At 38.8% G+C, this 16,261-nt stretch carries 13 protein-coding genes; all 13 read right to left on the bottom strand.

Going from position 1 to position 16,261, the window contains the following annotated elements; translation table 11 throughout:
• Positions 1–155 precede the first annotated feature (155 nt).
• Positions 156–1,274, bottom strand: a complete 1,119-nt coding sequence (locus G9G53_RS20020; RefSeq protein ID WP_165149813.1) for a hypothetical protein — start codon at positions 1,272–1,274, stop codon at positions 156–158.
• 235 nt (positions 1,275–1,509) lie between these two features.
• Positions 1,510–1,890, bottom strand: a complete 381-nt coding sequence (locus G9G53_RS20015; RefSeq protein WP_274386640.1) for a restriction endonuclease — start codon at positions 1,888–1,890, stop codon at positions 1,510–1,512.
• A gap of 436 nt (positions 1,891–2,326) precedes the next feature.
• Positions 2,327–2,755, bottom strand: coding sequence for a hypothetical protein (locus G9G53_RS20010; protein ID WP_165149809.1), 429 nt, complete (start codon positions 2,753–2,755; stop codon positions 2,327–2,329).
• Between the two features lie 268 nt (positions 2,756–3,023).
• The gene (locus tag G9G53_RS20005; protein WP_165149807.1) at positions 3,024–3,752 is read right to left on the bottom strand and encodes a class I SAM-dependent methyltransferase; all 729 of its coding nucleotides are present in this window, start codon (positions 3,750–3,752) and stop codon (positions 3,024–3,026) included.
• 184 nt (positions 3,753–3,936) lie between these two features.
• Positions 3,937–4,638 (bottom strand): hypothetical protein, encoded by a 702-nt coding sequence (locus G9G53_RS20000; protein ID WP_165149805.1) that lies wholly within the window; start codon positions 4,636–4,638, stop codon positions 3,937–3,939.
• A 169-nt stretch (positions 4,639–4,807) separates the two neighbouring features.
• A complete protein-coding gene (locus G9G53_RS19995; RefSeq protein ID WP_165149803.1) occupies positions 4,808–5,797 on the bottom strand; it encodes a HEPN domain-containing protein in 990 nt (329 codons plus the stop codon).
• 157 nt (positions 5,798–5,954) lie between these two features.
• Entirely contained in the window at positions 5,955–7,157 is a 1,203-nt protein-coding gene (locus G9G53_RS19990) for a protein kinase family protein (RefSeq protein WP_165149801.1), read from the bottom strand.
• Between the two features lie 186 nt (positions 7,158–7,343).
• Positions 7,344–8,021 carry a hypothetical protein gene (locus G9G53_RS19985; protein ID WP_165149799.1) on the bottom strand — a complete coding sequence of 226 codons (678 nt, stop codon included), beginning with the start codon at positions 8,019–8,021 and terminating at the stop codon, positions 7,344–7,346.
• A 155-nt stretch (positions 8,022–8,176) separates the two neighbouring features.
• Positions 8,177–9,100, bottom strand: coding sequence for a hypothetical protein (locus G9G53_RS19980; RefSeq protein ID WP_165149797.1), 924 nt, complete (start codon positions 9,098–9,100; stop codon positions 8,177–8,179).
• A 161-nt stretch (positions 9,101–9,261) separates the two neighbouring features.
• Positions 9,262–10,353, bottom strand: coding sequence for a site-specific tyrosine recombinase/integron integrase (gene xerA, locus G9G53_RS19975; RefSeq protein WP_238438014.1), 1,092 nt, complete (start codon positions 10,351–10,353; stop codon positions 9,262–9,264).
• Positions 10,354–10,619: 266 nt separating this feature from the next.
• Positions 10,620–12,683: a methyl-accepting chemotaxis protein gene (locus tag G9G53_RS19970; RefSeq protein ID WP_165149795.1), complete on the bottom strand. Its 2,064-nt coding sequence runs from the start codon at positions 12,681–12,683 to the stop codon at positions 10,620–10,622.
• A 284-nt stretch (positions 12,684–12,967) separates the two neighbouring features.
• Entirely contained in the window at positions 12,968–13,507 is a 540-nt protein-coding gene (locus G9G53_RS19965) for a CueP family metal-binding protein (RefSeq protein WP_165149793.1), read from the bottom strand.
• Positions 13,508–13,736: 229 nt separating this feature from the next.
• Entirely contained in the window at positions 13,737–16,124 is a 2,388-nt protein-coding gene (locus G9G53_RS19960; RefSeq protein WP_165149791.1) for a polyprenyl synthetase family protein, read from the bottom strand.
• Positions 16,125–16,261: the final 137 nt, after the last annotated feature.

Here is a 16,261-nt window from a genome sequence, read left to right as displayed (position 1 = left end):
ATATTGTTATGTGGAGTAATGACTTCGAAGCTAGTACACCATCAACTCAAATCGACTAAATAAAATATATTGGCACTTATTCAATAATATTCTAATTCGACAGGCTTGATTACATTCGAAATATTGATGGATTTAGAGTTGATTATTTATCAGTTCTAAAGATGCATCTTAATATCTTGTGACCTCTTCCTGGCTGTTTCAATATGTTCATCGTAATCCAATCCTACCAAGTACTCAGGCAAATCACGATCAGGATAACAAGCTAACCAACATTGTTTTGATACTTCCATACAAATTTTTGCTGCAGACGACACCTTATTCAACCACTCATCTGGTTTTCTCCAAATTTCTCCTTTAAGAGGAGTAAAATGAGATGCAGCATCTCTAATTTCTTTTATTTCATTGAAAAATGTTTTAAAAGGTTCTTTAATTTGATTTTCATCGGTTGTAATAACTACTATACGATTATCGGATCTTATAATAGATTGAAACTTTTGAATTCTTTGTTCAAGAGGGATAAACCTACCCTTATGCTTCCCTTGTAAAACTTCAATTTCATTACTTTCTAGTTTGTCTTTATTTCTTAAGTAATAATCGAAACCTATACTATTTATAAAGGCTTCAGTAAAAAAGTAAAAGCTTTGTGTTCCTAATCGTGAATAAGTCGCAACTGTATGATTGTAGCTAGAAAGAATCAGGTAATCCTCTTTTGTTTCAACATCCTTTCCATTGTCTTTATACTTTTTTGCAATTGCATGCATATCTTCATGTACCTCATATGCTTTTACCAACAAATAAAAAGCATCTCTAAGCATAAATTCTTCCTCTATCCCAACAGAAGGAAAATGCGCTCCTATACCAATTTTCGATTGATATGGCAAGTCCGACGGCCATGGATCGTTGACAATTTCTATTCTCTCTTTGATCCATCCATATTCAATACCATATGAATACGGATTTCGATTTTCTTCAGCAAATAATTCATTAAAATCTCTACCAATCTTTCTGTGGTTTATTTTTGGTTTAATTACAGTTTTATACGTATTGTAAATCTGGACAAGGTATGCATAAAGTTGTACTTCTCTAGCATGAAATTCTAAAGCAGAAGATTCTTTTATAAAATTTGCAATCTCAAAAATTTTTTCTCTTACTGACTTGTTCATAATTCCACCAGAACTCTTAGGTGTTAATGAAGCAACAAGTTGCAAATAATAAAGCTTTTCAAGCATGTTTATTTTTGATTTTTCAATACCTTCTTCTCTACCAATATTCACATTTATGTTCCTTTCATCATTATTTCACATAACGTTCCGGTATTCACGACACTTTGCGTATGCCAAGTGTGTCCAGTTGCCTGTACTCTCCCGAAATCCCTCTGCTGGACCAAGAGCGTATGCTCGATGCGTGAATATTATGTTATGTGGAGTTGTGAAGTTCTATCTCTTTTAGGAGAAAACCCATTCTTCCTAATTTCAAAAATAGCATTTTTTGTTCTACAACGTATTCTTCTTATTTGCTATCTTCGTTGTATTCTTTCAATACTTTATTTTTAATTTCTAATAACATAGTTTCTGAGGGATATATTTTTTTATCAGAACAATCATTTAGTCTAGTGTTCCATTGGTAAGCGTAAAATTCAGGAGATTGTCTAATAAATTCCATGAGCATATGGTTGGTTTGGAGATTGATCGAGGCTTGAATATGCATAACATACTTATCGAATATTTGTAACAAAGCAATTCCATGCTGCCTTGCATATTCTATTGCCCCACTTTGAAAACCAGATGTAGAAATTAATATCCCTTTGTGGGCACCTAAACTTCGTACCTTATCAGCTAGAACCACAATTTTCTCACGTTCCAATGGACGTGTATAACGCTTACATTTCAACAATAACTTTGAAGCTTATAGACAGGGCTATAAATTCTGCAATAATATCAATTTGGTACTCTCCATCACTAGTCTGAACTTTTTGGTTATGAAGTATGGAGAAGTTCTTAAGTGCTTCGGTTTCAGCGTAAGCGTTCAATACTTATAAACAATACTTTTCAAATTCTGTGGCAGAAATACTGGCGACAAATTCACGGTATGGATTGATCATTTCCACCTCACTTTCGATTCCCTTGAACCTATTAATTTTAATTATATGATATTCTCAGGTTTATATTGGTACTTGATATAATTTCACATAACGTTCCTGTATTCATGAACCCCAAAGGGGTTGTCTGCTGAAATTCCTCTTCGAAATCCTTCCCGCAGACCAAGGCTCCAACGGAGCCACGACTTGAATATTATGTTATCGGATGTTGCTGACCTCATTGAACTACTACCAAGACCCTGTTCCTATATATTCCTTGAGTTTCATACATCCAATATCATAAAAAGAAACAATACTATCTTCAGGTCCGTTAATAATTCTTTTATATGCTTTTATAATTGGATTTGCTTTTATTTTATTTATTTCAAGTAATAATTCTCCATCTTCAAAAATCCATTTACACGGTTCTCCAATCGACTTCTTCATTACTTCTCCAACATAAGTTCCCCATACTACTGCCATTGACCAAATTTGATTGTCAGTCGGCTTCTCTTCCTCATCAGCGTTCTTAAGCTTGTTCCAATTATGATTGAGAATTTCCTCAACAGTGTGGATTGAAGGTTCTTCAAAGGTTAGGTTGCAATTGAAGCTTTGTGCATAACTAATAGCCAATTCGCAATATTTGTTTATAGTCTCCTGAATCTCCAAATCCTCCATTGATTCCTCCTGCTTTTGTATGTGTTCCAGCGATTTCCGATAACGTTCAGGCATTCACGAACCCTCACTGCCTTAAGCGACCAACGGGAGCGGCCGCGATGCGGTTAGGCAGTGCAGGGTTGTCCGCCTGTTAATCTTCCCTGAAAATCCTCGGGCGGACCAAGGGGCGCGACAGCGACCCGCAGCGTGAATGTTTTGTTATCGGATGTCAATACCTTCCTCGAACCTCTAAAAATCTTGGAATCAGTTTCGCTTTTGTTTTTATATCTTATAGTTTTCTTGCCTTTATCACAAAAGTTACTGGAAGCATTTTTGCTCTCTTTGCCATATCGCTGTTATCATCCCGCAATTGCATAAACTCATAATCAGATTCCTCAATCATTAGCTCAATTACAAACCCAGCTTTTGCAAGCGCGTTTACATAAGTTGACAGCATACGGTCCACTAACAATAGCTCACCTTCATCAACTGCTACCGGATACCAACCTTCATTAAAGTAACTCTTATTAATTACAAACCTATCATTCTCTGTAGTAACCCATCTGTGTATAGGGTGAGACCAACTGAAAATAAATAGCCCGTCTTTTTTAAGGTAAGAAGATATTCGTCGAAAGGTACCCTCAAGATCGGTGGTCCAACCTATGCCATAAATTGAATAAACATAGTCAAAATAATCCGTCGGGATGCCGCATTCTTCTTCCATGGGAGAACATATCAATTTTGCTGCTATTCCACATGACTTCAAATGTTGCGCTGCCTTTTCAATTTGTCTTTCTGAAATATCCACAGCCCATAGTTCAGATGCGTTTCGTTCCCCTTGATATTGCAAGGATTGACCATTTCCGCAGCCGATCTCCAGCAGTTTTTTTCCTGAGATATCACCAAAGAGCTGGCACTTTTCTTCTGAGATAAATGCTCCATAATAAGGGAGCACGATTGCTTTTAAGAAGTCATTGCCTTTGGTATCCCAATATAGGCTTAATGAATTCTTGTCCATGAAGGCACCTTCTCTTAGTAGATATTTATATTTGAGCATTTCAGATTTGCATTAATTTCTGATAACGTTCCTGTATTCACGACCCGACGCATGTCGGGTGTCCGGCGAATGCCGGACCAAGGACGAGTGTCCGTAGCGTGAATAATATGTTAGGTGGAGTTATTGCCTCCCTCGGATAATTGCATCAATTTTTCTGTCTAATCCATTCGTTTACTAATAAATAAATTAAAGAGTGTGCTTCTGTTATATACATCGGTTCTTTAGGAGGTTCATAATCTAATGCATGTCTTGCATCCATTCCAATTGCTTTATAGCTGTTAGCAGTCCTAGTAAATCTCTTAAGGCTCTCTGAAGAAATTAAAGAAAAAGATTTTACATCAGCCTCTTTAGCTATTACTTCAAAAATTTTATATAATCCTACCCAACTTTCATCATCGTACGATATCAATTTTATTACTTTATCAATTACCTCGTTTTTTTCACACAGCTCTAACAAATCAGGTACAGAATCAGCAGGATTAGAAACAGAAATTTCAATTGTTCCATCAGCTTTTATTATTTGCGGAATTGCCTTCATACTCGCAGAACCAGAAAGCTCCGCACTCATAAAGAAGGTACGTCCGCCATATTCATTTAGAAGATAAATATCCGATACAGTAATTCTCTTATGTGTTCCCAACACTAACTTTGTCACACCATCTATTAGCTTCACTAGATTTTCTACTTTTTCTGAAACATTTTTATAGTCATCAGTAGAGAAGATATCTGATGACTTTAATCGATATTCACCTTCTTCTTTGAAAATTGTTAGCTTTTCGGTATTGAGTGACTTTGAAAGTTCATAAAGTTCCTTTTCATCTCCAGCTAAAGATATGACCCACTTCATAGTGCCCCTCATTTCATTTTCACAATAATTACACCTAACGTTCCTGTATTCATGACCCGACGTATGTCGGGTGTCCGGCGAATGCCGGGCCAAGGACGAATGCCGGGCCAAGGACGAATGTCCGCAGCGTGAATATTATGTTAGGTGATGTTAATATATGTTCTTCGAATCAAAAATCTCTACTAGGTTCAAAATTATAATAAGCTCCAAATCTATCGTAAATCCTATCTACTGCAACTTCAAAATCTTTGATGATGACTTTAAGTTTTTTGTCATTGATACTTAAATCCATACCTCCTTCATGAACAAATGTATTTCTTAACTCAACAATTTCTTCAATAGAGTCAAAAAGAGAAACTTTTCTGTTTAAAATCGGCTTGTTTAATACAGTAAATATATCTAATTTTTCATCAACCTTTTTAAAATTTTCTGCAACTATTCGTGGTCTTTGAAATGAAAATTTTTCAACTAAAGCTTCTTCAATTGAGGTATTCCCAGCAGAGATATCTCTTAGATTATTTACTGAAAACCGCGCTTCTTTAAACAGCTTGTCCCTATTATCTGTATATTTCAATATCACAATAAATGATTTCTTCAAATATTCTTCCCAAGTTGCTACCAAGTAAGGTATTAACAAGTTATTAGAAAAGAATCTTGGATTTAGATCATCTATAAATGAAATGCCTGTATGCTCTACCCTTGAAATATCACCTTTCAAATTCCTTGAATCTAAATATATTTTGGGTTTAATAAGTGCATTCTTGTAAACCCACCTAGCGATAAAAAGTCCTGCTTCTAACTCAGTAGGGACTTTTTTATCTATTATAAAATAACGGTTTTTGCCCTCATCCGTTGAAAAACTTCCTTTAAAATAATCTTTTATATATTTAATAGTTTTATTTTGATGTTCTAAATCCCAATAACTTCTCCCTGATCTAGTTCTTGTATAAACTAAAATATTACCGTCTTTCTTATAAATGTCGAGTTCTACTCCAACATACGATCTATAATTCTTATATTCATACCAAAAATAACTTGCTAGCATACCTTGATTTTTGAATTCGTTTCTTTGCTTTGTGTAGCCTAACAAGGCTATTAAATTTATTAATTTATTATAGGCTGTACCTTCAGGAAGAATATTTTCTGAAGTAAAACTCATCTTTAAATCATACTCCTTTGATTAAAAACAATTAATTTCACCTAACGTTCCTGTATTCACGACCCAGCGCATGCTGGGTGCCCGGCGAATGCCGGGCCAAGGACGAATGTCCGCAGCGTGAATATTATGTTATAGGATGTCAGCAGCTTCTTCGAAATCACTTCATTGATCGTATGGCAGGGTATACATCTTCTATTAATTTTCCTCTAATTTGTCCTATAGATGAGTATCTCTGATTTTTATCAGAGGATATTCCTTTTAAAATAAACTCCTTAACAACATCATTCTTTTCTTTATGAAAATTTGTTTGTTTACCCGTTAAAATAAAGTAAATGATTTTGATTAGAGCAAACGTTTCATGACGTACTTCATAGTTCTCAAATCCGACTACAGCAAGATCAGAATAATCGTTAATGGCTCCCTTTATCTCTGTTCCCTGCCGGGTAAGCTTACTATCAGGTCGTTTTACTAAGCCGAAATCTGATATCTTTATCATCGAGGAACTATCCTCGTAAATTTTTACAAGAATATTTTGGTAGCTAATATCCCTATGCAAGTATCCTTTTGAATGTATGTACTCAAAAGCATTCAACAATTGATTTATCAAAATCCTTCTCTTATGTAGAGTTAATTTGTTATTGTTCTCATTCATATACTTTTCAAGCGTTTTATTTGCATACTCCATTGTGTACTCGTTTTTTTCTTTGTCATAGTAATAGGCCTTAATAATAAATGGAGAATCTAAGGCCTTTAAATCGTTATACTCATTTTGAAATCTTATTAATTCGTCTTCCCTTAAATCCTGCTTAGCTCTTTTAATTACAAAATCACAATCATAAAACGGATCTTTATATTTAAAGACTTTTGCATACGATCCTTCTCCTATCTGCTTTAAATCTATTGTAACTGTTGCTTTTAATGTTTTTATTACTGTTGTATCAAGTAATATAAATACGGGTCTATCTTCGATTATCTTCACTCGCTTCAATTCATCTGGAATTGCACTACCTCCACTATCTGATAAAAACGTCTTACAAAAATCCATAATATCTTTATATTCTTGATCTATTTCGAAACTATAATTATCTTTAAGGGAAGCTTGAAGAACTCTTACATTATCAATTATTTTGATCAACGATCTACTTTCATCAGCATTATAATGCCCTCCTGATCCCGGTCTGTTTTTACTATTCATGAATGAAAACAAATCATTCAAGCTACTATGAAGTATCGAAAATATTTCTTTTAACTTCTCGTTAGATATGTTTTTATAAAACTCGTAAAATAGCACAATTTTTTCATTTTTATAAGCTGAAAGTTGATTGATTTTCAAATTCAAGAACCCATCTATGTTCTGCATGTATTCACCTCATTAGGTATTTAACTTTTTCTGTACGCTGATTTCCTATAACGTTCTTGTATTCATGAACCTCGCTAGAGGTTGTCTGCTGAAATGCCTCCCCGAAATCCATACCGCAGACCAAGGCTCCAGCGGAGCCGCTGCTTGAATATTATGTTATAGGAAGTGATCATCTCCCTGAAACTACTAGTTGTTATTTACTCTCTTTAACAGATAACGATATTTTTCTACAAATTCATTAATGGTGCTTATTAGTGGCTTCAAATCGTCATTAACAGTCAATAATAAATATTGACCAGTATTCCTTTCTCCATTTTTATGAACTATTAAATTCCTGATTTTTTGGAATCGCTTAATTTTTCTATACCAATTGTTCGCGTTTATATTGTTAGACTTGAAAATATCATTAACACTTGCCAATAAATTATTGAAGGTTTCCTCTTTGTTCAAAACCTTTTTTAGGTAATCTTCAAAAATTACAATGATATAAGTGAACAACGAGTAAATATGTACTCTTGTCTCAGCATAAGCATTTTCGCTGGATAACTTAATTAATTCAGTAGCTTTACTCAACTCATTTTGTAGATCCGTAACAAATAAAGGGGTGGAGTTCATTTCTATAGTTATCTCAATTTCTTTCTGATCTGAATAACCGTCATTACTCTGCTCTTCAGGCTTCATCTTGTTTAACGCTTCTGAAATCAAATCCTTAAATGGTAAAACATTATTAATGTTTTCAAAAGTGGTATCAAAAGCTTTATCTAAGTCTCCTTTAATACTGTCTTTGAATCTTCCCATATATCTCTCAACTGATTCTAAATTTCTGTTTAAATTTTCGGTATGAATTTTAAACGAGTTATTCATATACTCTCCTCAATAACTTGGAATTTTCTGAATATTTCCTATAACGTTCCTGTATTCACGACCCAGCGTATGCTGGGTGTCTGGCGAATGCCGGATCAAGGACGAATGTCCGCAGCGTGAATATTATGTTAGGCGATGGTCGAGAGTTCTTCGATTTACTCAAGTCTCTTTACAAACTCATCCGACAGTCCACGATAATCTCTACCTTTACCTGATGGAGAATGGCCACGTGTAATTATTTCGAATGCACTATAAACTTTGTTTTCACCGAAGTTGATTTGTTTGAAGTTCTCTCTAAGTGTGAAAATCAACGAACACTCTCGTCCACCTATATTATTATGAGTATATGTATCATCCGTAAATACGACAGAGATAAAATATTTAATATCTTCCTCAATCGATTCTTCTTCCTCAAATTTATATAAAAAGTCATCCGTGATATCTACTGTATAATCATCGCTTGTAAAACCATACTTACTTTGAAGTTTTAGATCTTGCAAAAGACTATTAATTTTTTCTTCTATTTGAGAATGAAATTTTGAAGACTCAAATATTAGATATGATCCTACTTCGTTTATTGGAATAAATTCGCTAGGATCATGTAATGATATGTTACTTTTAATTACCTCAATCAGTTTTTTTCTTTCCTCTGCTTTACTTTTTCCTTCCGTACAATAGCAAAGTGGCCTCCTAAATTTTATATCAAAAGGGAGGTCGGAATAGTCTCCAAAATCTGTGTTAAAAATGCAAATGATCTGATCCCATCCTAATACTTTTGCTGCATATCCCAATTCGATTAAAACATTTGGATTTGGTGTTTTTCGTTTGTTGTAGTCAGAATTGATAATACTAACATCAGCAATAAATAATTTTGATTTCTCAATTTTAGTGAAAATTGAATCCACAATATGCGGGGTTCCTGGCTCATCCATAGTATCTTTATCTATTCTAAACTCAATGTCGAATTGTTCAGATAGATTTAATTCTTTGATTGCACTCTCGATACAAGTTCCCAAAAAACCCCGATTGGTATTATTAGGTAAATCCGACTGCCAAGAATAAAAAATATGATTTTTCATTTTGTATAAATCCTTTCACTTTTACTTGTTTAATTTGACCAGCCTTTCTCGACTTTTGCCTAACGTATTATTTACGAACTTCCGAAAGAATGCTCTCTTCGTCATATTCACGAACTTCGTGAATCCTGCACTTTGTTCCTTATTCCGGCACTTTCTGCGTTTCAATCCTCCAGCCCGCTCATCCGATCCAACGGACTTTGAATCCGCCCAATGTCCCGTCTGCTCACATGTGTATACCGCTCCGTCGTTCGCACACTCTGATGCCCTAGCAGTTCCTGAATATAGCGAAGATCAATCCCATTCTCCAGCAAGTGGGTCGCAAAGGAATGCCTTAGCGAATGGATACTCACCTGTTTGCGAATGCCCGCTTCAGCCAGCGCTTTTTCAAACACTTTCTGCGCTGAACGTTCCGTCAGGTGGCGGCCTTCCCTCTGCCCAGGAAACAGCCAGTCTGCTGGCTGCCCCACCCCTATATACTGCTCGACCACCGCAAAAGCCGCTTCGGATAGCAGCGTTTGCCGATCCTTCCTGCCCTTTCCCTGACGAACTTTCAGTACTTTCCGTTCACGGTCGCAGTCTTCAAGACGCAACCTCACCACTTCGCTTACCCGCAGCCCGGATGTATACGTCAGGTACAGAATAGCCTTATGCTTTAGATTTTTCACTGCTTTCAACAGACGCATAACCTCATTCAGGGACAGCACATCTGGCAGTTTACTCTCCTTTTTCGGACGAACATAGGCGGCGGATTTGGGTTGCTTTAGCACATGGCGAAAGTAAAATTTCAGCGCGCTGATCGCTTGGTTAACATAAGCGTGCGAAAGGCCTTTTTCGAGCAGCACCAACGCATATTTTTGCACCGCCGCATCATTTATGCTTTCTTCGGTCCCTTGCAATCCGGCAAAAAAACGTTCCGTTTGCGATATGTATGCTTTAATCGTCTTGCTGCTGTAGCCCCTTGCCACCAATGCATCGCGCATTTCTTGCCGCTGATCCGAATTCCATTCACCTCGTTCCGAAGATGAGGGAACCACTTTAGCCTGCGCGTCCCGACGATCCAGCCACTCCAGGATGTACGGCAGCTCTTTATTCAATCGCTCGTCGCACTCGAACTTACAACTCCGATACGCTTCCAACAGGCTTTCTACAGCCGAGATACTGTACGGAATCGCCCAGATTTTTTCGTCTGGAACCCATTTTCTGCCCGGTATGGATCGAATCCCTTCTCTTTCCTTGACTCCGTGTCGCTCCAACCGTACGCCGATCGTTTTTTCATCCCGATAAAGTAGGTTTATCTTCTTCTCACTTGCCTCCTTAGTATATCAGCCGTTCAAAAAATTGGAAATCTAATTTTACACAAAAAAAGGGACTTAAGATGGATATTCATCTTAAGTCCCTGATTCTTTCAGAGTGAATTATTGATCCATTAAGTCCAATTTTCATCATCATAAAGTGTCTTGCCTTTACTTGTCCAGTTCCTCCGTCACATCATCCCATAGCATCGCCGCCACCTACCATGTTACTCGACCTTGAACTGTTTTAATTCGTCTTGCAGCTTAGTGGACAATTGGTTTAATTGTTTGGATAGTTCAGCAACCTGTTCGAAGCTCTCCAATTGTTCCTGCGTGCTAGCGCTGACCTCTTCGGTTGAAGCGGAATTCTCTTCCGTGGTGGAAGAGATGATCTCCAGCGCCTGCAAAATCTCATCTTTGTGCTTGTGGACTTTGGAGGTGTTGGTGCTGATCTGGATCATTCGTAATTTCAAATCTTCCAAATCCTTGTTAATGCTAAAGAACACCTGCTTCGTGTCCTCTACCGATCTGGCATTTTCTTCTGCAATTTTCAGACCATGAACGGTATGCTCAACCGATACACTGGTTTTTTCTTCAATCACACGGACCTTCTTGTAGATTTCCTGTGTCGCTAGTGCCGTCTGCTCAGCCAGCTTGCGAACCTCCCCGGCAACCACAGCAAACCCTTTGCCCTGTTCTCCTGCACGCGCAGCTTCAATAGAAGCATTGAGCGCCAGTAGGTTGGTCTGTGTTGCAATTTGGTTGACCGTATCCACGATCCCCGAAATCTCATGACGGCTCAGATCGATATCCTGAATGATGGCCGACATCGCTTGTGTGGAATTGTGATTTTCTTCCGCCCATCTGGATAACTGATCTACTACCGCAAGCCCCTGTCCGCTTTGCTCAGCAGAGATTTGCACCATCGTTTCGATGGCTTTCGTATCATTGGCAATTTCGTCAATTTGGCCGGATAAGGCTCCGGTTTTTTGTAAAATGTTATCCGTTTCGATGGATTGGTAGTTCGTTGCATTGGCTATTTCATTAATTGCTGTCGCAGTATCGTTCATCGTGATTGCGGTTCTGGAAGAAATGGATTGCAAATCATTTGAAGACTGATTCAAGACTTGAGCTGAGCCGCCTACCATTTGGAGCATGCCTTGAATTTTTTGAACCATATTGTGAACCCCTTGAGAAATTTGCCCGATTTCGTTATGGGAATTCGTATCAAACGGAACGGTCAAATCTCCATTTTCAATCAGCTTGATTTTGGCAAGCAATTTCGGAATGGATCTCAACAGGTAACGGAGCGTTATATAACAGATTACAACCAACAGAATAGTGGCTGCGGCAAAACCGCCAATCGTAATCCAGGTAAAGGTTCTTAATTCTGAGAGCGCCTCTTGTTCAGAAATGGTTAAGCCTACGGACCATCCTGTATCTTTGCTGGTTGCATACCCAATGTAGCGACGTTCGCCATTATCATTAATGAGCTGTACTCCAGACTCGCCAGCAATCATTTTCTTACCGATCTCGCCAAGATCACCTGTGCTTTCGTTAATCTTTTCTTTCAGCACTTTATTTTGATCAGGGTGATACAAAATATCACCTGTTTTGGATGCAAGAATCGAATAACCTGTGCTTCCAAGCGAATAGCTTTGCATAACGGCGGGGATGTCTTTGAATGCAATATCCACAGCTGCAAAGCCGATTAATTGGTTGCTGCTATCTTTGATCGGATAGAAGATGCCCATGACCACATTCCCTGTATTGACGTCCTTATAGGGTTCTGAGTAGTACAAACCGTCTGCTTCAACAGCTGGCTTGAAGTACGGACGCGAATGGATATCGAAATCCGGCTTGGAAGCAGCACCATCGTTCTGAAGAAAGAAGCCTTTACCATGTATTCCTGCAATCCAGGCGTCGGCAAAAGATGGCTCTTCCTTGACAATCGCTGCCAGAGTCGCTTGAGTTGCCGCAGCATGTGGAGAAGTTTTCGCCATCTCTGCTGATTCGGTGGTTTCTATATATTGTCTAAACAAAGTGTTGGTTGACATTTGCTTGACTAGCGAACCCTTTTCCTTAAACAACGCATCGAATTGACTAACGGTGGCCTGCGTCTTGGTCTGGAGCATGGCCTCTTGCTGCTTGACAAGTATGCTTCGCGTGCTTGCAAACATGAACGTCCCCAAGATTGCAAAGACGACAACGATAATAACTAACAAGACCATGGCCAATGTGTTCGCGATGCTGGATGATCTGGATACGCGCTTCTTCATATTTTGTGACATGCTGCCATCTCCCCGAGGAATATTGAGCGAAAAGCTCTTAGATAATATGTCGGAAGTTTGCAGCTATTTCAATAGGTTTTTAGTATATACAATTTAAAGTTTCGCTATCTGATTCCTCATAGATTCCCACCTAACCTGTTCCGCAACTCCAGCAAAAGATTAGGGCAGCACAAAGAGCCTCCGTCAGACGTAGGCTCTTTACTAAAAGCTATGTATGAACGCAGGGTTATGTGGACTTAAAGTGTACGAGCGATCAGTAAGCTCAACCCCATTATTCTCTATCATTAGCCTAGCTGCATCGTTGTGATACACGTATCGTTTTTCTCATATGTAGAGAATTCAGTTTCAGCCGTTTTACCTTCATGATTGACGCTAATGCGGTAGGTTTTATCCCTCGGCAGCCATAGATCAATAAAACCATTGGGTTGTGATTTCATGGCAGCATTCTCCATGATGACATTCCCTTCGGAGTCGTGAACGGTCACATTGAATTCTCCGTTTTTTATTTCGCCTTGGCAGCCGGTTAGACTATGAGTTGCACAAGGGTGGGTCTCTTCTACATATGGCGCAATCGAAACAAAAAACTCGTTGTCAGGCAAATTATAAGTTATGGGTTGGGCATTGTCTCCATTAACAATTAACTGACTGGAATTAATGGAAGCGGATTGACCTGTTCCCTTGCCTGCGCTGAAATCATGCACCAATTGCTTGATATCTGTTGTCCCGAGCTTGTCCGCTCCTTCTTTCTGCATATTTCCTGCAATCAGGTACGTGCCCAATGCCGCAACAACCAACCCTGAAGCGACCAAGATTCCTTTTTTCATCTGGAGTTCATCTCCTTGTCCGTTTTTAAACATTATAATGTAGAACGCGCCGTAACGGACAAAATACGGTACTGAAGTCACCAGATATTCACATCTTTGCTTGTTTATCCAGACGTATCTGCGTTACATTAGATGATCACCAAAGAGGGGCAAGGAAGTATGAGCAACTCTACTGTCTCAACGTACAAACACCCCACCACTCCTATGGAGCTATGGGGCACAATTCTTTTTAACGATCCCGGTTCACAATATAATTCATTAAGTGCTTCAGAAAAGCGATATTGCGGGGTACCTCTTTTAATGCTTCCATGGCAAGGCAGTAGTGCTCCCACATTTCTTTACTGGCACCTTCGTAACCAAGGATGGACACGAAATTCGAGTTATTGTTATCTGAATCCTGACCCACAGGTTTTCCAAGTAACAGCGTATCTCCTTCCACATCAAGCAAATCATCTTTAATCTGAAAAGCAATTCCCATATGATAGGCAAATTTCTGCAAAGCAGCAATCTCCAGCTCCTCGGCCTGTGCGAGCATGGCTGGCATAACGAGACAAGCCTCGAACGCCACTCCTGTTTTGTAAAAGCACATCATATTCAGCTGTTCCAATGTCAAAGCCTTTCCTTTGGAATCCAGATCCATCGCCTGCCCCATACACATATCCTCTGCCTTACGAGCCGAATATTGTATCAAGGCAAGTACAGTCTCAGCATTGAATTGGTTCAGTGACGATTGTTCCCCGATAGCCTTCTGGATCAGATATAGTCCGGTTAATTCCGCAGTAGCGCTATTGTGCACCTGATGTAATGTCTGACGCCCTCTACGGGTAGACGCGTTATCCTGGGAAGGCAAATCATCAAAAATCAGGGAGGCTGTATGCATATATTCCAATGATCTTAGAAGAGGCACGATTGCCGAAGCGTCTAAGCCATATTCATTCACACCCATGACCCAGGTCAATATAGGACGTATCCTTTTCCCATCCCCCTCAAGACTATAATTGGCAGCATCAATAAGATGTTCTTTCATGGCCTCGATCCCAGAAGGCTTGGTAATTTTCAATTGGTTGTTAATCTGGTCACGGACGGTTTTGACCATATTCATAAAGTCTTCTTTTTCCCTTGAATCGTTTTTCAGATGGGTAATCATCTGGTCCCGAAGCAGCTTATCGAAGAAATCTACATCCTCTGCTTTGCCTACCATCTTCTGAATGAGACGATTAAATTCAGGATTTCCAGATGCAAAAATCTCCATTATTTCATTGTACTTTTCTGCACCTACCCGTTCTTTATAACGTTTGAGTCCATTTATTGCACGGTCCAGTATCACCTCGCGAGCCATAGCATCCGAGTCATATACGTTATGGATCAAATTCGAAATGACCGCCCAGTATAGTTCGAAGGGATTGATCAAATCCGATCTTTGATGATGATATTTTAAATAATAGGTATAGGGTGTTACCGCACCGTCCCTCATATCGTCGGCCATATCTGCAAAATCATCAGCAAGCTGGTTATAGATACCATAATAGAATGTTCGTTGCTCAAACCCTCCATCCTCAGGAGCACTAATCACGGAACGGACAATCAAACGGGAAGAAGCAGATTTTAAAATAACGGGTATATAAAGCTCTTCATTGGTGTAATTAGCTCGTGTTAGATCCTTATCCCGGTCGATATCTTGAGAATGAAAGAAAACATAGGACTGCTCGAAAAAGGTTTGCTGTGTGTCTGGCCGCTGATGTGCCTTAATATACTCAAAAGCATCCGAGAGCTCCGAATGGATATAGCGAATGAACTTCATATGATCGCCGGACCAGTCGCCCAGTTCTGGCACAGATCCGGTAAGAAGCGCGGTACGTATCATATAGGAATATTGTTCTTTCTCTTGAACGGTCAACAGCTGAGAATCGAGCAGATCATCAATAAAAGGATAAGTCAACCCATAGGAATACCCAAGCCTGATGGCTTTATCCAGTCTGCGCGAACGTTCAACAGGTGACACGGCTTCGTCCATTTCTTCCATCACATGCAGAATAACCCCAATGATGATTTTAATCAGTTTGCGCTGGGCATGCTCTGCATCCATTTCCTCAGGAATATGAGAAGCTACAGAGTTAAGCTTGTTGATTAGCCAGATTACAGTGGTTTCGATCCCTTCCTTTTGAGACCACCGATACACCCCGGCTAAATTCATAAACTCCGCTTGATCTCTCCTGTTAGCATGGGTGGGTTGAAGCAAATATCTTTTTACGTCAGCAATGACGCGCTGAATCCGGGTCTGTGTGTCGACAGAATCTAGAGCCTTGCCTAGATCCCTCATGTAAATATAAGAGACACTCCGCTTCAGATAATCATCCAGTTTCCCTGTGTAACTCAGCCATTGAATATATCTGTAGTAATCCCGGGTATCCGGCTTTCTCTTATTCCGCGAAAAGAAGGATAACCATGAAGAAGAATGGATATGATTCCTTTTCCATATATGGATATCTTCTGTAAGAGAGGTCACATAAGTTTTATTCTTGACCTGATTATAGAGTGATGCAAAATACTGAAGCGCCTTCTGTTCAGCCAGCTGATATCCTGTATCGGCTTGAAATTTTTCATTCATATGATGCATTACCTCAACTTCTCATTTTGTTAAACATGGTTGCATTTCTCCCTGAGGGAACGAATTTGGATCATGTTTTTATCTTTATACGGAATAAAGTCTGTGAAGTTACGAATAGATTATATCCTTCTATATATATGCTACAA

The organism is Paenibacillus sp. EKM206P (assembly GCF_011066155.1).
Taxonomy (GTDB): domain Bacteria; phylum Bacillota; class Bacilli; order Paenibacillales; family Paenibacillaceae; genus Paenibacillus; species Paenibacillus polymyxa_D.
This window is presented reverse-complemented; position numbering and strand designations above follow the sequence as displayed.

What these genes read in the sequence shown, in the direction of transcription:
- G9G53_RS19995 (WP_165149803.1), bottom strand. Translation starts at nt 5,797, where the DNA reads ATGAGTTTTACTTCAGAAAATATTCTTCCTGAAGGTACAGCCTATAAT.
- G9G53_RS19985 (WP_165149799.1), bottom strand. Translation starts at nt 8,021, where the DNA reads ATGAATAACTCGTTTAAAATTCATACCGAAAATTTAAACAGAAATTTA.
- G9G53_RS19965 (WP_165149793.1), bottom strand. Translation starts at nt 13,507, where the DNA reads ATGAAAAAAGGAATCTTGGTCGCTTCAGGGTTGGTTGTTGCGGCATTG.
- G9G53_RS19970 (WP_165149795.1), bottom strand. Translation starts at nt 12,683, where the DNA reads ATGTCACAAAATATGAAGAAGCGCGTATCCAGATCATCCAGCATCGCG.
- G9G53_RS19980 (WP_165149797.1), bottom strand. Translation starts at nt 9,100, where the DNA reads ATGAAAAATCATATTTTTTATTCTTGGCAGTCGGATTTACCTAATAAT.
- G9G53_RS20005 (WP_165149807.1), bottom strand. Translation starts at nt 3,752, where the DNA reads ATGGACAAGAATTCATTAAGCCTATATTGGGATACCAAAGGCAATGAC.
- G9G53_RS19990 (WP_165149801.1), bottom strand. Translation starts at nt 7,157, where the DNA reads ATGCAGAACATAGATGGGTTCTTGAATTTGAAAATCAATCAACTTTCA.
- G9G53_RS20000 (WP_165149805.1), bottom strand. Translation starts at nt 4,638, where the DNA reads ATGAAGTGGGTCATATCTTTAGCTGGAGATGAAAAGGAACTTTATGAA.
- G9G53_RS19960 (WP_165149791.1), bottom strand. Translation starts at nt 16,124, where the DNA reads ATGCATCATATGAATGAAAAATTTCAAGCCGATACAGGATATCAGCTG.
- G9G53_RS20010 (WP_165149809.1), bottom strand. Translation starts at nt 2,755, where the DNA reads ATGGAGGATTTGGAGATTCAGGAGACTATAAACAAATATTGCGAATTG.